The organism is Edaphobacter acidisoli (genome assembly GCF_014642855.1).
Taxonomy (GTDB): domain Bacteria; phylum Acidobacteriota; class Terriglobia; order Terriglobales; family Acidobacteriaceae; genus Edaphobacter; species Edaphobacter acidisoli.
The window spans coordinates 418,266-436,094 of sequence record NZ_BMJB01000001.1 but is presented as its reverse complement, the minus strand read 5'-3'; the positions used below and the strand labels follow the sequence as shown (position 1 = coordinate 436,094).

Genomic DNA, 17,829 nt, shown 5'->3' with positions numbered 1-17,829 from the left:
GCTCACCACGGTTTTGAGCGGGCGACGGCGATGCCGCGGACTTCGTTGGGCCATTTGCCGCTGACGGCGCAGTAGAAGTGGTAGAGCGCGCCTTCGTGTGTGATGACAGAGGGTTTGTGCGCGAAGGTTTCGTCGATGCTGCCGGGGGCGCCGGTATCGATGAGGACCTCGGGGACTTTGACGAAGGTGACGGGATCGGCGCCGAGGGCGAGCAGTTCGCAGGCGCGGCCGGGACGCTGATAGCCGAAGCCGAAGTAGAACATCGCGTAGTCACAGCCATTCTGCACGACGAATGGATTGGAGGCGAAGCGGCTGTCGCGCGCGTCGGGTGTTGGCGGATTGAGTGAGTACAGTGGGTTGGACTTCGGGTAGGTTGCACTGCCGCGCTGGCCGTTGCGGAGGATGGGATTGCCCCGGTAGCGCGCCCAGGTTTTGAGATCGGTAGATGTAGCTGCACCTGTCTGCTCGTGCCAACCACCGCCTGCGGATTTCGGGAGCGGGTCGGTTTTGGCGTTGTAGTAGAGGTAGTAGGTGCCGCGGTCGAGCATGAGGTCGGGACGGTAAAGTCCGCCGTGCTCCCAGGGCGCGCCATCTTGTGGGTAGAGGACGGGATCGGTGAGCTGCCAGTGGAGGAGATCGTCTGACCAGGCGAGGCCGATGACGGCTGCGCCTTCTTCGTAGCCTGCGCTGGGGTAGGCGTTCCACGCGCCGAGATAGCGGCCGTTGATCCTGATGGCTTCGCCGTTGCTGCGGAGTTGTTTGTTGCGGAGGATGGAGCTGAGGGCGAGGTTGTACTTCGTGTATTTGGATGCGGGGTTGCGCGGACCGACGAGCGCGGTGCGCTTCCAGTGGAGGAGATCGGTGGAGGTGGCGAGGCCGGTCTGGTAGCCAGTGCCGTCGAAGCCGATGTAGAGCATGTGGAATGCGCCTTCGGCATGGAAGACGATGGGGTCGTCGACGCTGATGGAGTCGAAGTCGGCTTTGCGGCCTGTGCCTTTGAGAAGCAGCTCGGGATATTTGTAAGGCGTGCGGAATGGGGCGATTTCGTCTTGTGCTGCTAGTGCGAAACGTGGCGCGATGGCTGCGGTTGCGGAAGCGAGTGTCGTATTACGGAGGAACTGGCGGCGCGTGTTTTTCATTTTGCCTTGGTGGTGAGGACGGCTACGCCTTGCGGCGCGAGGGTGATGGTGGCTGCGTCTTTATTGGTGAAGACTTCGTGCATGGTGCTGGGCAGGCTGATTTGCTGCGTGGCTTTGCCGTGGTTGATGAGGATGTAGACGGTGTGATCGGGCGCGACGCGGCGGCAGACTTCTACTCCTGTTGGGATTGGGCCAAAGGCTGGCTGGATGTTTGCGCTGGCTGTTGCGGATTGCATGATGGATTGCATCAGCGCGGGATCGGGGATGGTGCCGAGGTAGGTGATGCTTCCCTTCCCTACGCTGCGCGTAATCATGGCGGGTTGGTTGTCGAGCCAGCCATTGGATTTGCCATAGCGGAGATCAACTTTTGTGGCAGGGTTGGTGACGGTGAGTTGCTCGGCCCAGATGCTCGCTGTGCCGTTGCCCACAGGGATGGGCGATTCGAGCGCGTAGAACTGTTCGACGCGGCCTCCGAGTGCGGCGGCGAGTGGGCCGGGTTGGCGCTGGGTGTTGAGCGCGTTGTATTGGTCCTTCATGCCGGAGCGCGGGCCGAGGATGAGGCGGCCGCCAGCGCGGACGTAAGTGAGGAGATTGTCGGCGAGTGATTGCGGGATGACGTTGAGGCTGGGTGCGACGACCAGTTTGTACTGGGCGAGATTTGTGGTGGCTTCGACGATATCAACCGACTGCGCGATGGATTCGAGCGGACGGTAGAAGTCGAGCAGGATTTGCTGCTGCTCGTAGAGCTTGGTGTGGGGTTGGAAGTCGATGGCCCATCGGCTGTCGTAGGTGGTGATGAGCGCGACGTCGGATTTGGGTGTTGTGCCAGCGAGCGCTGGGCTGGCTGCAACGAAGTCTGCGCCGAGTTGCTGGATTTCGGTGTAGATGGGGAGTGGTGTGCCGTCGGGGCCGACGATGGCTCCGTGATATTGTTCCTGCCCGTTGAGCGCGCTGCGCCATTGCCAGTAGAGGACGGCGTCGGCGCCGTGGTCTACGGCTTGCCAGGCGAGCGCGCGGGTTTCGCCGCGGTCGAGAGTGTTGTTGATGGGCGCCCAGTTGACGGAGCCAGGCTCGGTCTCCATGAGCCAGAAGTTCTGGCGTTTCCAGCCGCGCACGAAGTCGTTCATCATGGCTTCTTTTGCGACTTGCAGGTGGCCTTCGCCGACGTACTCGTCCCAGGCGGCTAGGTTGAGGGGTTGTGTGATGCGGTAGTGGTCCCAATTGTCGCTCCAGCCGAGGCCGCCGATGTTGGTGGTGATGAACTGCGTGGGCGCGACGTAGGGGCGGAGTGCGTCGATCTGGCTCTGCTGGAAGCTGCGCCAGGTGGCGGTGACGAAGTGCTTGTGATCGAGCAGGAGGCCAGGGTTGCCGCCGGTGTTCTCCATCGGGATCTGGTCCCATGCGGTGTAGGTTTGTGACCAATACGCTGTCGTCCAGTGGCGGTTGAGGTTGTCGAGGGTTTTGTACTTGGCTTTGAGGAATTGTTGGAACTGGCGGCGTGTGGCGGGGTCGAAGGACTCGTCGGTGTACTCGTTGTCGATCTGCCAGCCGATGACGTTGGGATTGTGGCCGAAGCGTTTGGCGAGTTCGGTGACGATTTGCCGGCAGAATTCACGGTAGTGCGGGCTGGAGTAGGAGAACTGGCGGCGGGTGCCGTGTTGGCGAAGGCGGCCGTCGGCGTTGGTGCCGAGCGTGTCGGGATACTTCGAGGTGAGCCATGCGGGTGGCGCATCGGTGGGAGTGCCGATGACGACGGCGATGTGGTGTTTGGCGGCGAGTGCGATGGCGCGTGAGAGCCAGTCGAAGTTGTAGTGACCCTCAGATGGCTCTTCGGTGGACCAGGCGAACTCACCAACGCGGACGACGTTCAGGTGTGCATCCTGCATGAGCTGGAGATCGGCGTCCCAGCGGGACTCGGGCCATTGCTCGGGATACCAGGCGGCGCCGAGCAGTGGGGCATGCGGCGTGATGTATGGAGTTGGCGCGGGCTGAGCGATCAATGCAGAACAAATCAGAATGGCAGCGATGAAAGCGGCGAAGCGCAATGCTCCTGAATGTGACGGCAAACATGAACCTCGCTTTTGACGATAGGTGAGCAGCATAACGGGATCGTGCCGATTTTTCTATGCTGTTGCGACCTGTCATCAATTGGACAGGATTGTGGCGCATTTGCACTGTTGGATTCGTGGGACGTTCCGCTATGCGGATATTGGAGAAGCAGGAAAGATTGTTGCTCTGCTATCTACCGGAGCGCTCGCCTGCTGTGCTTTACTATGCGGCGACGGTCGGGTAGAAGAACAACACTGACGGTCGAGAGCAAGCGCGGAGTATATAGCACGGGGGACCAAGTGGGACAGACGCTAGGATTGATTCATACCAGCCCGGTATTGACACAGATGTTCGGCACGTTGTGCGCCAGGCAGATGCCAGGGGTGGAGGTGTTCCACATGGTGGACGAAAGCCTGATTCGGGATACGATTCGAGCGGGCGAGGTGCGGAAGCTGACGATACGACGGCTGCTCAGCATGGTCGAGTCGGCGGGCGAGGCTGGAGCGGATGCGGTGATGGTGACGTGTTCGTCGCTTGGTGAAGCTGTGACGCTGGCGCAGCAGGTGTTTGACTTCCCCGTGATTCGCGTGGACGAAGCGATGGCTGAGGCGGCTGTGCGCACCGGCGAGAAGTTGGGCGTGATGGCGACGATTCGCACTACACTGGAACCGACGACTGCGCTGCTGCGCGAGAAGGCGGCGGCGATGGGACGGAAGGTGGAGCTGGTGGAGTGTCTTTGCGATGGAGCGTTTGAGGCAGTGCTGACGGGCGACACGAAGACGCACGACCGGATTGTGAGCGCGGCGTTGCTGGACGAGATGCGCGGTGTAGACGCGGTGGTACTGGCGCAGGCTTCGATGGCGAGGGTGGTGGAAGCGATGCCGGAAGGGTCGTTGAAGATGCCGGTGTTGTCTAGCCCTGAGCTTTCGGTGCAGAGAGCGCGTGAAGTCCTGCAGGAGCTTGCAGGAGCTTCTGCTTGAAGAAGCGGCATGGCGTGCTGGGGCTGCTGTGCTGCGTCTCGGTGATTACGTTTGTGGACCGTCTGGCGATTCCGGTTGCAGCAACGGGGATTCGCGCGGATTTGCATCTGTCTCCTCAGCAGTGGGGCTGGGTACTGAGCGCATACGTGCTGGCTAATGCGGTGTTTGAGATTCCTTCAGGTGCGTTTGGAGACAGGCGCGGACAACGGCTTGAGCTGACGCGGATCTCGGTCTGGTGGTCGGCGTTTACTGCGTTGACTGGATGGTGTCGGAGCTTCTGGCAGATTGTGAGCTCGCGGTTTCTGTTTGGAATGGGCGCGGCGGGAGCTTATCCGAACGCGGCGGGAGTGATTTCGCGATGGTTTCCGAAACGCGAACATGCGCAGGCACAAGGATTTGTGTGGGCGGCAAGCAGGTTGGGCGGAGCGCTGGCTCCGCTGCTGTTGGTACCGTTTGCCGCACGGTTTGGATGGCGAGCGATCTTCTGGATGCTCGGCGCGGTGGGGATTGTGTGGGCTTTGGTGTGGCGATCGTGGTTTCGCGATGCACCGGAGGAGATGGAAGGGATTTCGGTTGATGAGTTGATGGAGATTGGCAGCTTTGAACGCGAGGAGCGCAGCGTGCCGTGGGCGCGGCTGGTGCGGCTGCCACATCTTTGGCTGATTGTGGCGGCGTATTTCTGCTATGCGTTTGGGAGCTGGTTTTACTTTGGGTGGTTTACGACCTGGCTGGTGCGGGGGGCTGGATTCTCTGTCGCACAGATGGGCGTATTTGCGTCGTTCCCGTTTGTGATGGGCGTGGTGGGGAATCTTGTCGGCGGCGTGCTTGGTGAGCGGATGGTGGAGCGGTTTGGACGGAAGACTTCGTATCGCTGGATTGCTTCGGTGGCTCTTGTTGTGACCGCTGGGATTTTGCTGGCGATGTCGCTGGTGCGGAGCCATGCGGCGATTGTGGCGCTGGCTACGGTGGGGTTCGGCGTGATGGACCTGATGCTGCCTGCGGCGTGGGCGATGTGCATGAGCCTTGGTGGGCAGTTTGGCGGAACCGCGACCGGCATGATGAATACCGCTGGAAATTTGGGCGGGTGGGTTTGCACGGTGGCGTTTGGATACCTCGTCGGGATAAGTGGCGATTACAACCTGCCGGTGCGCGTGATTGCAGCGATGGTGCTGGTAGCCGCGCTGCTGTTTGCACTGGTGGATTGTACGCGCGGGTTGCAGGATGATCTGCGAGTCTCGCGTGTGGCCTGACGCGCGAGTGAATATTCAGGCTCTTAACGCGACATCGAAGAAGTTGGATGTTCCGACCTGGCCGCCTTTGAGGATGAGTTCGAGGTTGTCGAGCGTGGGATCGTCGGAGTGGGCGCGGCAAAGTGGTGCGCCGGGTTGCGTGTTGCGGAGCCAGGTGAGTGCGTAGAGGCCAAGTTGCTGGATGGCGTGTGAGGAGGTGTCGCCTCCGCAGAGTACGACGCGGCGGAGACTGGTTCTGCCGAGAAGCTCGCGGAGAAGTTGGCCGAGGGTTTGGCCGAGACCATCTCCCTGCGCTGCGGCGTCGGGTGTGCCTAGCGCGGTGTAGAGGATGGTGTTCTGATCTGCGTCGAGGCTGGCTGATGCTGCTTTGAGGATGTTGGTTTGCTCTGTTGCGGCGGTGGATTCTGCGAGGATTTTTTTAATGTCGACTGCGATGCCGTGAAAGCCATTAGCAAGTGCATGTTGAATCTGGCCTGCGGTGACGGGTGAGCATGAACCACTTATGACGAGCAGCGGACTGCTGCTTCGTGTCGAGGTTGGTTGTTGCGGATTTTCATGGATGAGATTTGCTGCGCGCCATGCTGGGATGAGCGCTGCGGTGAGCCCTGAACTTCCTGCGACGAAGAGTGGTTGCTTTTGCGCGTGACGCCAGATGAGTTCGCCGGTGATGGTGAGCGATGACTCGTCTTCACCGTCGAAGAGGATGGTTTGGTTGCCGGATTTTAATTGGCGGTTGAGTTCGACTTCGAGTTCCGATGAGGTGAGCGTTGCGAGATCGATGTGGCCAATGGGGAGATTCGTTTGTGCGGCGAGATGTTTGCGCAGGTCTGGTTCGCGCATCGGTGTGATGGGGTGGTTCGCCATCGGGTGCTGGTCGATGCGTTTGATTTTGCCGTCGGGCGCTTTGGCGAAGAGCTGGCCGTTGCGAACGTATCGACCCAGGTGGGGCGCGGCTACGGCGATGGGGACGAAGTTTGAGTGGGAGACTTCACGGCCTATTTCGATGGCGCGGCCTATGCTGCCGTGCGCCGGGCTGGAGTCGCAGGTGGAGCAGACTTTGTAGTGGTTGATTGGGGCGTCGAATTTTTTGAGCGTGTGAAAGATGCGTGGGAGATTCGCGGACATCCATTCGGGCGAGCGGGAGCGGCTGTCTCCGGCGATGCCGATGGCTTGCGCTTCGGGAAAGCGGGCGAGGTGTTGTGCGGTTGGTTCGGCGAGAAACAGGGCTGCGGGGACGCCGTTCGATGCTAGCTGTTCGAGCACGTCGGTGGAGCCGGTGAAGTCGTCGCCGTAGAAGGTGTAGAGCATTGGCTTCACGCTCCGAAGAGATCGAGAGCGGCTTTGAGTTCGCGGTGGGTTTCGGCGTAGACGCTGAGCGGGATGTTTTGTGCTGCTGCCTCCCAGGCTTGATGCAGGCTCATGACGCCTGCGGCTACTCCTTGCGGATGTCCCATGATGCCTCCGCCGCAGGCGTAGATGAGGTCCGTTGTGCCAAGGGCCTTGTAGGTGTCGGGGGCCTGGCGTGCGGACTGGCCCGAGGAGAAGACGGGCATGACTTCGCAGCCTTTGTTGGGCGCAGGGAACATGGGCGTGAGGCAAGCGCGCGCAGATGCGATGACGGAGCCGTCGGGCTCGCAGAACTTATTGCGCAGGCCGTTGACGTGAGTGTGGTCGATGCCGGCCAGACGCCAGAGCTTTTGAAACGCGACGAACGACATGCCTGCGGCTGGGCTGCGGCCGATCATGCCCCAACCGTTGCGGTGGCCGTGGATGGCGACGTGCGAGTGTTGGCGGATGATCTTCATGACGGGCAGGCCGATGGAGTTCATGCTGACCATGGCGCAGGTGCCGTGATTGGCTTCGATGTGAGCGAGGCGGGAGAGCATCTGGTCGAGGTCGCCGGTGATGTTGGCCGCGTACATGACGCGCTTGCCGGTGCGGGCGGCGTGGTTGTTGAGAACTTCAATCACGGCGGTGACGCGAGTGTTGAAGGGGCAGTGCGGGCCGTCGGACTGGAGCTCGTCGTCTTTGATGAAGTCGATGCCTGCTTCGGCGAGTGTTTTTACCTGCTGCGCGGTTGCTTCGGGCGTCTGGCCGATGCTTGGCTTGATGATAGTGCCAATGATTGGGCGGTTGAACACCCCGGTGAGTTTGCGCGTGCCAGCGACTCCGAACTGCGGACCTTGATACTGCGTGAGGAACGCGGGCGGTAGTGTGATGTCGAGCAGCTTCAGGCCCGAGAATGGCTTCAGCTCGGAGAGGTTGCCTGCGACGGTGGCGAGCAGATTCGGCAGGCTGGGCCCGATGTTGTGCAGCGGCCAACTGAGCGTGACTTCGGCTGTGTGACGTTTCCCGTCCCAGTTTTTGGGTGTGCCAGAGCCGGGCAGACTTGCGGTTTGCGCGGGCTCTTTTTCAGCGATGGATTCCACTCGCGCGGCGAAGCGCTCGCGGAGTTCGTCGGTTTCGCCGGGGACACGGAGAAAGGTGCCGGTGGATTGTTCGCCGGCCATCGTGGTTGCGGCTTCGGCGAGTGGGTATGCGGTCTCGATGAAGTAGGTGGCGTAGATGCGGGTTGGATCGTGGATGGGCATGTGTGTAACAGGAACAAGCGAAAAGCAATTCCTCCCGCTTCGCGGAAGGATGACAACTCAAAATGATTGTGGCAACAAAGTCGAAACCAACTGCAACAGCAAAGACAACTACAACGACGATTGCGAAGACAAATGCTGGGGTTCTTCGCTTCGCTCAGAATGACAGGTGGAGCGGAGGTAAATTTTCCGCGTCAGGCACGGGTGAAGTATGCGGTGTAGGTCTCGTTCTGGATGCGGTAGATCGGGACGAAGATGAGTTTGCGACCACTGTAGTTTTCAGTGAAGACTTCGGGGGCGGCTTGTTTGAGACTGCTGGGTAGTGGCAGGCGGTCCTGCGGGAGATCGCCTGGAGGATTGAGTGCTACGTACTGCACGGGGCCGCGCATGAGGGCTACGGTTTCAGGGTGCTGCTCGTCGATGGCTTCGGTGCGGAAGTCCTGCGGGATGGCGAGGGTGATGCGGTCTCCGGAGCGCCAGTGCGCGCGGAGTGTGGCGGAGGCGCCTGCCGCTACTTTGACGGGCGGCTCGTTGTTGATGGTGATAGTGGCTGCGGATGGCGCCCAGCCGGGGATGCGCAAGGTGAGCGTGAAGGTTGTTGGCGCTTCGGGATGAAGCATGATCGCGATGGTGTCTTCTGCTGGGTAGTTGGTGGTTTGAGTGAGCGTGACGGGTGTGCTTCCCTGCTTCCACTTCAGTTGCGACGAAGCGTAGGTGTTGATGTGGATGCCTGTGGGCGATTGAAAGTAGAGGTTGAGCGGGTAGTCGGCGACGGTCTGGGCGAGTGTGCCGGAGCAACAGGGCCACTTCTTCGGGTAGTAGACCTTGGTCGCGTTGGGCGAGTAGGTGGAGTAGTAGAAATAGTCGCCGTTGGAGTCGGGATATTTGGCGGCGAGGATCGTGTTCCAGAGGGCGCGCTCGAGGTTGTCGCCGTAGCGTGGGAGTTGGCGTGCATCGGGCGTGGTGCGGATGAGATAGCGGGCGAGCTTGGTGGCGGCGTAGGAGCCGCATGGGGTCTCGAAGTGGTCGGCGGTGGTTTGGAGCGAGGCGTAGAGCTCGCCCTTGTGTGGCGTGATGAAGGTTTCGTTTGGCCCCCAGCCTCCGGAGGCGAACTGCTGTTGTGTGGTCAGGAGGGTGAAGGCGTTTTCGATTGCGGTGCGGTATTTTGCGTCGCCGAGTGTAAGGTATGCCTTCGCTGCGGAGCTGAGCGCGATGGCATGGGAGTAGGCATGCTGGCCGGGGAATGGATCGTTGCCGCGGGCGAGCGGATCGAAGAGCTCGCGGTCGAGCAAGTAGCGGGTGGCCAGATTACGAAATTCTGGATTGCCGGTGAGCTGGTGCGCGGTGAAGAGGTTCTCCGGCATGACATAGGTTTCGTCATAGGGAGGCTTCTTTTTGCCGATGCGGTCGCGGCCCTGGGAGGGTAGAAGTGGCTTTGCTCCGCTGAGTACACGGCTGAGCAAGGGGATGGATTCGGAGACGTTGCTGAGCGTGGCGGCGTCAATGAGGCCGATGAAGTGCTTGTCGAGGATGTAGCAGGGCCAGAGATTGGTTTCGGGGCGGAGGATGGATTGGTTGTCCGGCCCGAGTGTGGCTGCGAAGCCTGTGACCAGTGCGTGGACCTTTTCGTGGCAGGCCTGGTCTCCCGTGCTGGCACCGAAGCGGGCGATGCCGGAGATGTATTGGCCGAGGGAGTGGCCGGGGACGAAGCCGTTCAAGTCGTACCAGCCGCCCATGTCTTCTCCTGGAGCTGGGAGTCCGGCTCGCTGGCGGTAGACTTTGAGGAGGCGGTCATTCGAGAGCGACAAGTAGTGCGCATGCATTGCGTCGTAGTGACGCTTAAGTGGGCCGCCAGCGAGTTGGATGGCGGAGTATGGAAGCTCCTGTAGAGGCTCTCGCGTGGCATTTGCCACCTCGGCGCCGGCGAGAGCGGGCATGGCTGCTACCGCAGTGGCGGTCTTGATGAAGGTGCGGCGGGTGAGCTTCACAGGTTCGAGTCTACTGCCGTGTGTGTTGGGGTAATAAAGCGATAAATCGCCCACTAAAAATTCCGCTATTCGGAATAGCTAACGGACTGCGGCGAGACGGCCATTCTGTCTGGGTAGATGCGCAGCATGGAGATCTCGGCGTTCGTCGAGCGGATAAATCAGGTCGACGTTGCGCGCGGTGATGAGCTGGTGTTTGACGAAGACCGTCGATGGCACGGGTTTCTTATTGAGGATTTGCAGGGCGAGCGGGATGATCTCGTCACCGTAGCGTTCCGGGAAGTAGGCCACTGTGCCGACGAGGCGAGTGTTGAGACGACGCAGCTCATTACGGGCGTCGAGGATGGCATTCTGGCCGACGACTGCGACGCGCTCACTTGCTCCAGCTTCTTCGAAGGCGCGGAGCGCAGCGAGGGCGCAGACGTCGTTGACCGTGCCGACGAGCGTGCGCTTTGCCGGGGCGCGGCGCAGATATTGGCGCATGACTTCGAGAACATCTTCGAAGTCGCCGCGTCCGTTCAGGTGGACGACGGGCACGCCTGCGATCTGCGGCAGCTCGGAGCGGAGACCGTCGACGAGGCCGGTGATGCGGAGGTCTAGCAGTGAGCCGGCGATGGGGAGTTCGAGCAGCAAGAGGCGGTCGACTTTGCCGTCCCAATGCTCACGTGCCCAGCGGCCGAGCGCCTTGCCGCCGATGAGGCCGGCTTTGTAGTTGTTGGCGCCAAAGTAAGTTGCACCTGGGTGCGGAATCTCGATGGCGATGACGGGCGTGTTGGCTTCGAGGAACTTCGAGGCGATGACTGGCGCTACGCGTTCGTAGGTCTGGTATTCGAGGATGAGGTCGACGCGCTCCTTGATGAGCAGATCGGCGTTGCGCAGCGCCTCGCGCGCGGAGTAGCGATTGTTTACGGTGATGAGATTGACGTGCTCGCGCAGCGCGGCTGTTTCGAGGCTCTGCATCACGGCGCGGCAGAAGTCTGAATCGCCCTGCGCAGCAAAGCCGATGCGGAACGGGCGCGCGGCAACGGGACCGAAGAGGTTGCGGTAGATGCCAGAGCTTGAGCGCTCGAGCAGGCCACCGTGAATGAGCGTGCGGAGCAGGCGAAAGGCCGTGGTTTTGGGCAGGCCTGTACGTGCGACGACCTCGCCGAGTGGAAGCTCTTCTCCCAGATTGCGGAACGCCTTGAGCACCTCGCAGGCGCGCAGAACGGTGAGAGATTCATTGCGGTCGCCGCGGCGGGCAGACTCAACAGATATTGGCTCGGAGAGTATCTCCTCGACGACCGCGGATTTCTTTCTGGCTGCTGACATTTACGCGCTCCGGTGATTCTGGACGGCTATCGTAAATTCCGAGCAGCGGAATGGCAAGTGCAACATGCGGACAAGCGGAGCCTTACCCGATGGAAAGGCCGACTAATTCGCTGGCCGGTGGCGAATTGTCTCCCCATCGAGGAAGTATTCGGCTGAGCACTGCTCGGAGCCACAGATCATGGCTTCGAGGCCAGCGCACTGCTGCCGAGTAATTAGACCAAGACATCCACAGGACGGGCAGGCGAGGACGGCCCAGAAAGGATTTTCCGCTTTGCCCAACTCCTCCGATCGATCGAGCATGAACATCGTTCCTGGTTGCATCTGCTCTGGAATCCAGACTTCGAGAAAGTTCAACTCCGCTACCATGAGTGCCTCGTTTGTTGCGCGGTTGTCCCGCGTTCACGGCTTGCGTTGGCGTTGGCCAATGCCCGGTTCGACCTGCGGATCAGCCCTCCTCTGGTTCGATCTGGCGGCTTCGGCTGCACCAGTTATGGTGCAACAATAATCCTTTTTTTGGAGGTGTCAATGGTTGGCTGTTGAAAACGAGTCTGGACAGACGCTGGGTTGATTCCTCTCCTTTCTCAGATTGGAATTTCTATTGATTTGGTCAGCTTTATCTGAAGTAGGGTTACTTTTCCGGATAGAGTGCTCGATACATCTCGCGGTTGCGCAGGATGGCCTGAACGTATTCTCGGGTTTCGGAGTAAGGGATGGATTCGACGAACTCGTGGATGTCTCTGTAGTCGCCGGTGGACATCCAGCGGCGCACGGGAGTGTCTCCGGCGTTGTAGGCGGCGAGGGCGTATTCGATCTGGCCGCTATAGCGATCAAGGACGGAACGCAGATTGACGGTTCCTAGTTCAAGATTGACGGAGGGATCGAGCAGGCGGGTGGTGCTGTAGCCGCGCATTTTTTCTCTGTGGGCTATGGACTTACCAACTGAGGGTAGAAGTTGCATGAGGCCGTAGGCGCTGGCACGACTGATGGCTCCGGGGTTGAACTCAGTCTCCTGTCGGATGAGTGAGGCGACCAGATAGGGATCGAGGCCGTTCTTCTTTGCGTTGGCTTCGAGCTCCGACCAATAGGGCTGTGGGAAGAGAAGTTTCCAATAGATCGTGGGGACCTGGTCGATAGGCATCTTGTAGAACGAGATATCACTGTGCTTCATGGATTGAAGCGCGCGGGTGACTTCGCCGTAGGAGGTGTATATCTCGGCCTGAGCGAGCGCTCCCCATTGGGAGGAAGTCGAGCTGGCCTGTATCTCGGGGGCGATGTACTCGTTGAGCGCGGCGTTGGCGAGCAAGCGCGCCTTGATGAGATGCGGCTCATTTTCGGGGAGATCGCCGGTGAGGTCCGGGTCGTTGTACTTCGGCACGGAGCTGAGCGTGGCTGCTGGAGCAATCGTTGGAACATGACCGGTGAGCGCTTTGAGACGTTCGCGGGCGAGGATTGCATAGTAGTAATTGGCGTAGTTTGCGGTGAGGGCGTGGTAGTAGTTCGCGGCCTGGCCGTAGTCGTGCTCTACGTCTTCGTAGATGCGTCCGCGCCAGTAGAGCGCGGTGGATGCCTCGATGCTGGTGGGATAGAGGCGAATCTGCTCATCCATGAGGCGGGCTGCTTCGGGATAGTTGCGCGTGCGGTAGTCGAGCCAGGCCGTGCGCCAGTGAGCCGAGGGCGCGTAGGTGCTGGATGGGAACATCTTGTAGAGACGCGAGTAGTTGTCGATGGCATGGTTGGCGTCTTGCTTAAGCAGGTACATATTGCCGCTGGAGTAGAGGGCTTCTTCGAGCCAGCGGCTGTGGGGAAACTCTGCGACCATGTTGGCGACGATGGCGTCGTGCTTAGACTCATCGTTGTCGTTGCGGGCGAGTTCGGCAAGGATGTACTGCTTGAGCGCAGCGCCGTCGCCAGTGACTTCGGGAAGATGCTCGGCCTGGTGGCTGCTGAGGCGCTTGAGCCGAAGATCGCAGACGGCAGCGTAGAGCTGGAGGGTGTCGCGGTCTCCGGCGCTGAGACTGGAGTCATGCTCGATAGAGTGGTATTCGTCGGCAGCCTCGGAGTAGCGTTTGGCATTGAAGAGTTGGTCAGCGTGAGCCTTCAACTCGGCTGCAGTCAGCGTCACGCCGATCGCGCGAAGCTGAGTACGAGCCTGTGAAGCCTCGAAGCTGAGCGGTTGTGTGGTGTAGAGGCTGCGAAAGATGAGTGCGGCGTGCGCGTTGTCGCCGGTGGTCTGGTAGGCGCGGCCGAGCGCGTAGCGAAAGTCGTTATGTGTGGCGATGTCGTTGCCGGAGAGTGAGAGGAGAAGTTTGAGCGCAGCCTGAGGGTTGTTCTGTTGGATATAGGAGCTGGCAAGCAGGACTGGGGCTTGCGCGTTGAAGATGCTGTCTGGATGACGATCATTGAAGTGATCGAGCAGAGCGTAGGCCTCAGTGCCTCTGCCTGCCTGGAGCAATGCTTGTGCGCCAAGGTAGTCGGCGTAGTCGTCGAGTGCGGTGCCAGCGGTGGCCGCTTTGTGGAAGCTGTCGGCAGCCTCGGAGTAGCGATGGTCTAGCATGTAGGCGTGACCAAGGGCAAGATAAGCCGCGGCAGAGGCTTCTCCGGTGTGCTGGCGAGCGTAGGCTGCGACTCCAGCATAGGCCGCGGCAGAGCGCGTTGCAGTTAACTGCTGCGCCATGGGACGGAGTTGCTCGGTCGCGTGAAAGGCAGAGGTGAGATGGATCGTGCGTGCTGTGGGACGATGATATTCCGTACGTGCGTGGCGTCGAGAGCTCGAACGCCTGCTTCTGGCGTGCTCAGCAGGATGCGTGACTTTGCGAGTGCGGCTGGCAGGCTTGCTTTTCTCGGCCGAGCTGGACTTGGTTGTGTGGCTTGTTGCCGTGGCAGATTTTTTCTTGTGTTTGGATGTGGTGGTCGCTCCTGAAGCGAATGAAACCATCCCCGCGAGCAGGGAGACTGCCGCTACGAAACCCTTCAACTTACCCCAACTGCTCAACCGCACCTCACCCGAGAAAAACTTCTACTTCCACTTTAAGCCGCATGCAGGACCGATGGAGTAAGCAATCACATACGAACCATGACAGATACGCCGCCGCTGGTGATTGGACAGCGAGGAGCGGGAAAAGTCGCAGATTTCACTGTGCGGAACTTTTGCGTTGAAACATCAACAAGCGAATTGCGATGAGATGTTGCAGACGACTAATCTTGAAGTAGTGTCGAAGCGCGTTTTCCAAATCGTCGCCACGGTAGTGCTGCTAGCAGCAGCACTGACGCCGCTGATGGAGTGCTTTGATCACTGGGACAAGGCTGGACCTCCAGTAAACGATACGGAGATTCACCTGACGGCCTGGTTTGTTGGCGTGGGTGTTGTGCTGACGCTGGCAAAGGTGATGCAGCGCGCAGTCAAAATAGTTGCGACCAGAGTGCAGCATCCTGAGGCGTTTGTAGTTTGGCCTATGTTGCACGCGTTCGACTCTGCACATGTTGAGCCGACGGGAAGTCCACCGCCGATTCCGCTTAGAATCTGATTCCTTTCTCTGTGAACACGCTGGAAGCGAAGGCGCCGGCGCGCTTGATTGCGCCTGTCTTCATAGCTGATTTCCACATGCACAGAAAAGGGGTCTCATGTTTCGCCGGTTTGTTTTTGCATCGTTGCGGGCCGCAGCTGCGCTGGGCTTTGCTTGTGTCTTTTTTGCGAGTTGTTTGATGGCCCAGGGTGGGCGAGTGTTTGGAAGTGTCTCGGGCACGGTAACGGATTCGACTGGAGCGGCTATTGCCAGAGCGAAAGTTGGGATCTCCGGAGTGGACAACAACGTTGTTCGCACTGCTGTCTCGGGCGCAGATGGTGGATTTACTGTCGGCAATCTGCCAAGCGGGGATTATGCGGTTGAGATTACGACTGCGGGTTTTAGCGCCTATAGGAATGCTTCGGTGGCGGTTGCAGTCGGGCGCGATGTGCGCGTAGATGCTGTGCTTGCTCCCGCGAATGCGAAGCAGCAGGTGACGGTGCAGGCGCAAACCGAGGCGCTGGATACGGAACAGACGTCGCCGGTGGCGAACATCGACAAGGACAGGATTGAAGAGCTACCGATTCCAAGTAGGAACTATCTGAGTTTTACGCTGCTAGCTCCGTCGCTTGCGTCGGCGAATCCTGCGATTGGAAAGCAATCTCTCGCCGCTAACGAAGGCGGCTTCAGTTCGGGCGGGCTGCGGCCTTCGAGCAATGCGCTCTACATCGATGGCGTGGATGACAACGACGAGTACACAGGACTGAGCAGGACAGAGCTCTCGCCGGAGGCCATCAGCGATTTTCAGGTGGTGAATCATGGATATGCTGCGCAGGCTGGTGGGTCGGCTGGCGGGTCGGTCGATGTGGTGACACGGTCGGGCGCGAATCTGCAGCATGGCGATGCGTTTATTTTTGTGCAGAACGGAGCGCTGAACGGCACTCCTGCGCTGGAGCTGGCGCCGCGCAAACCGGACGAGAACAGATTGCGAGTGGGACTTTCAACGGGAGGCGCGATCCAGAAGGACAAGCTCTTTTACTATGTCGCTGCGGAGCAGGAGATGGCGCACGGTGAAGATGCGGGTGATTTTGATTCGCAGATGGCTTCGGCGATTGATCGAGCGCTGGCACAGACGGGACCTCTTGGCGGATTTCAGGTTCAGCAGGGGTTCTTTCCGACGACAAATCAGGAGACGGAGTTGTCCGGGCGACTGGACCGCTCGCTTGGCACAAGCAGCCTGATGTTGCGCTATGCGATGACGAATAATCGCTCGGTGAACGATGCGTTTAACACGGACGACCTGACGGACCTGAGTGCGCGCGGGTCGGCTTTTTATGACGACAACAGCGTGAATGGTCTGTGGAACGATACGATTTCGCCGATGCTGGTGAACCAGGTGAATTTTCAGGTTGCGCAGCGCAGGGTGAATTTGAAAACAGGTTCGACGAATGGACCTGGCGTTGTAGTTGCTGGGATTGCTCAGTTGGGAACGCCGTTCGCCGGGAATAATCGCCGATATGAGACGCATGTTGATCTGGGTGACGATGTGATCCTGCAACATGGAAAGCATTTGTTTCAGGCTGGAGCTGCGATGAGCCATGTCGCTTTACGAGCAGCAGACATGGAGGGTTTTGGCGGTTTGTATGTCTTTCCCAGTGTGGCTGATTTGACCGCGGGGCAACCGGACTTTTACATGCAGAGCTTTGGGAATCCGAACACAAACTTTGATGAGGTGCGTGGCGCGGCGTATATGCAGGACCACTGGACGCCGGTTCGCGGATTGGCTCTGGACTATGGTTTGCGATATGAGGTGAACCACCTGCCGGGGCCGCTGCCGATGGATGCGGATGCTCTAAGCCCGCGATTTGGCTTTGCCTGGTCGCCGAACAAGGACTGGGTGGTACGGGGCGGGTTTGGCATGTTCTACGACCGCTATCTGCTTTCGACGATCAACCATATCCGCGAGTTCGATGGCGTTCACGCGGAGCAACAAATTGCGGAGGAAACGGAGGCTGCTGCGCTGTATCAGATGGGACAGCGGTTCACCGCGCCACATGTGGGAATTGCGCCGAGCATCTGGCAGGCGCAGGCGGGGCTGGCTAATCCCTATAGCGAGACGGCCTCGTTTGGTGTGGAGCATTCGCTGGGAGCGCAATGGACGGCTAGCGCCGAGTACCGTTTCGCGCGCGGAGTAAAGATGGGGAGGACGATCAACAGCAATTTGCTGCCACCTGTCGTGTTGACGCAAGCGAATGCGCCGTCGCTCGGCATCTCTGCGCCAACCCCGCAGCAGATTGGGCAGTTGGTGTTTTCGGACCAGCGGTTGAATGCGGCTTACGACACCATCAACCAGTTTCAGACGGAGGCAGGGTCAGACTACAACGGACTGACCGCGACGGTGAACCGGCAGTTCACCGAGGAGTTTGAGTTGATGGCGGGGTACACGTTGTCGAAGACAACCGATAATGCCTCTTACGATACCGAGCAGCCGCAGAATCCGTATGCGCTCGGCGAGGAGCGTGCGCCTTCTCTGGGCGACCAGCGGCAACGGTTTGTGGCGAGCGGGCTTTGGGTGCTTGGGCCAGACCTTGACGATCCACAGGATATGCAAACCGCGGCTACGCCGAACCTGTTGCAGAAGATCATTTACGGATTTGAGTTTGCGCCGATTCTGGCTGTTGATAGTGGTTTCCGTGATAACCCGCTCACAGGTACAGACAGCAATCGCGAACATATTTATCCCTTTGCGGCGCGGCCATCTGACTACACACGCAACAGCCTTAAGACGCCTGCGAATGTGAACTTCGACCTGCGCATTCTTAGGATGGTGCCGATCTGGCGTGGACATCTGGACATTGTGGCGGAGTCGTTCAACCTATTGAACAAGCAGAATATCGATCTGATCAATCCGGTCTATGGGTTGGACAGCGCTCCACAGAATGGGTTTGAGAAGCCGATACAGATGGCCGACCCGAGGCGGGTCCAGTTCTCATTGGACTACGAGTATTGAACTTGCTCCCCTCC

At 59.6% G+C, this 17,829-nt stretch carries 13 protein-coding genes; 5 read left to right on the top strand and 8 right to left on the bottom strand.

Annotation, left to right across the window (positions count from 1 at the left end; translation table 11 throughout):
• Window positions 1–2: 2 nt before the first annotated feature.
• Together IEX36_RS01645 and IEX36_RS01640 are read right to left on the bottom strand one after the other, a co-directional pair.
• Complete coding sequence (locus IEX36_RS01645; RefSeq protein ID WP_188757618.1) at window positions 3–1,139, bottom strand: glycoside hydrolase family protein; 1,137 nt, start codon at window positions 1,137–1,139, stop codon at window positions 3–5.
• Complete coding sequence (locus IEX36_RS01640; protein ID WP_229668626.1) at window positions 1,136–3,184, bottom strand: beta-galactosidase; 2,049 nt, start codon at window positions 3,182–3,184, stop codon at window positions 1,136–1,138. The genes IEX36_RS01645 and IEX36_RS01640 overlap by 4 nt, the downstream gene beginning before the upstream one ends.
• 303 nt (window positions 3,185–3,487) lie before the next feature.
• On the opposite strand from IEX36_RS01640, the gene IEX36_RS01635 reads away from it, so the two are divergent.
• Entirely contained in the window at window positions 3,488–4,168 is a 681-nt protein-coding gene (locus tag IEX36_RS01635) for an aspartate/glutamate racemase family protein (RefSeq protein ID WP_229668625.1), read from the top strand.
• Window positions 4,165–5,418 carry an MFS transporter gene (locus IEX36_RS01630; protein WP_188757615.1) on the top strand — a complete coding sequence of 418 codons (1,254 nt, stop codon included), beginning with the start codon at window positions 4,165–4,167 and terminating at the stop codon, window positions 5,416–5,418. Before IEX36_RS01635 ends, IEX36_RS01630 begins: the two co-directional genes overlap by 4 nt.
• A 15-nt stretch (window positions 5,419–5,433) precedes the next feature.
• Here IEX36_RS01630 and IEX36_RS01625 read toward each other — a convergent pair whose 3' ends face one another.
• The 6 genes from IEX36_RS01625 to IEX36_RS01600 form a co-directional block, all read right to left on the bottom strand.
• Window positions 5,434–6,726: a four-carbon acid sugar kinase family protein gene (locus tag IEX36_RS01625; protein WP_229668624.1), complete on the bottom strand. Its 1,293-nt coding sequence runs from the start codon at window positions 6,724–6,726 to the stop codon at window positions 5,434–5,436.
• 5 nt (window positions 6,727–6,731) lie between these two features.
• Window positions 6,732–8,009: a ribulose-bisphosphate carboxylase large subunit family protein gene (locus tag IEX36_RS01620; protein ID WP_188757613.1), complete on the bottom strand. Its 1,278-nt coding sequence runs from the start codon at window positions 8,007–8,009 to the stop codon at window positions 6,732–6,734.
• Window positions 8,010–8,200: 191 nt separating this feature from the next.
• Window positions 8,201–9,994 (bottom strand): beta-L-arabinofuranosidase domain-containing protein, encoded by a 1,794-nt coding sequence (locus IEX36_RS01615; protein ID WP_229668623.1) that lies wholly within the window; start codon window positions 9,992–9,994, stop codon window positions 8,201–8,203.
• Window positions 9,995–10,072: 78 nt separating this feature from the next.
• Window positions 10,073–11,302, bottom strand: a complete 1,230-nt coding sequence (locus IEX36_RS01610) for a substrate-binding domain-containing protein (protein ID WP_188757611.1) — start codon at window positions 11,300–11,302, stop codon at window positions 10,073–10,075.
• A 102-nt stretch (window positions 11,303–11,404) separates the two neighbouring features.
• Window positions 11,405–11,668 (bottom strand): hypothetical protein, encoded by a 264-nt coding sequence (locus tag IEX36_RS01605; RefSeq protein ID WP_188757610.1) that lies wholly within the window; start codon window positions 11,666–11,668, stop codon window positions 11,405–11,407.
• A 262-nt stretch (window positions 11,669–11,930) separates the two neighbouring features.
• Window positions 11,931–13,976, bottom strand: a complete 2,046-nt coding sequence (locus tag IEX36_RS01600) for a transglycosylase SLT domain-containing protein (protein ID WP_229668622.1) — start codon at window positions 13,974–13,976, stop codon at window positions 11,931–11,933.
• Window positions 13,977–14,118: 142 nt separating this feature from the next.
• Between IEX36_RS01600 and IEX36_RS01595 the strand changes: the two genes are divergently transcribed.
• The 3 genes from IEX36_RS01595 (at window position 14,119) to IEX36_RS01585 (ending at window position 17,815) form a co-directional block, all read left to right on the top strand.
• A complete protein-coding gene (locus IEX36_RS01595) occupies window positions 14,119–14,358 on the top strand; it encodes a hypothetical protein (protein ID WP_188760015.1) in 240 nt (79 codons plus the stop codon).
• A 96-nt stretch (window positions 14,359–14,454) separates the two neighbouring features.
• The gene (locus IEX36_RS01590) at window positions 14,455–14,826 is read left to right on the top strand and encodes a hypothetical protein (RefSeq protein ID WP_188757609.1); all 372 of its coding nucleotides are present in this window, start codon (window positions 14,455–14,457) and stop codon (window positions 14,824–14,826) included.
• 97 nt (window positions 14,827–14,923) lie between these two features.
• Window positions 14,924–17,815: a TonB-dependent receptor gene (locus tag IEX36_RS01585; protein WP_308422268.1), complete on the top strand. Its 2,892-nt coding sequence runs from the start codon at window positions 14,924–14,926 to the stop codon at window positions 17,813–17,815.
• The last annotated feature ends 14 nt before the right edge of the window (window positions 17,816–17,829 follow it).

Coding starts and splice junctions, on each gene's coding strand:
- IEX36_RS01645 (WP_188757618.1), bottom strand. CDS start 1,139: ATGAAAAACACGCGCCGCCAGTTCCTCCGTAATACGACACTCGCTTCC.
- IEX36_RS01625 (WP_229668624.1), bottom strand. CDS start 6,726: ATGCTCTACACCTTCTACGGCGACGACTTCACCGGCTCCACCGACGTG.
- IEX36_RS01620 (WP_188757613.1), bottom strand. CDS start 8,009: ATGCCCATCCACGATCCAACCCGCATCTACGCCACCTACTTCATCGAG.
- IEX36_RS01610 (WP_188757611.1), bottom strand. CDS start 11,302: ATGTCAGCAGCCAGAAAGAAATCCGCGGTCGTCGAGGAGATACTCTCC.
- IEX36_RS01605 (WP_188757610.1), bottom strand. CDS start 11,668: ATGGTAGCGGAGTTGAACTTTCTCGAAGTCTGGATTCCAGAGCAGATG.
- IEX36_RS01600 (WP_229668622.1), bottom strand. CDS start 13,976: ATGGCGCAGCAGTTAACTGCAACGCGCTCTGCCGCGGCCTATGCTGGA.
- IEX36_RS01585 (WP_308422268.1), top strand. CDS start 14,924: ATGTTTCGCCGGTTTGTTTTTGCATCGTTGCGGGCCGCAGCTGCGCTG.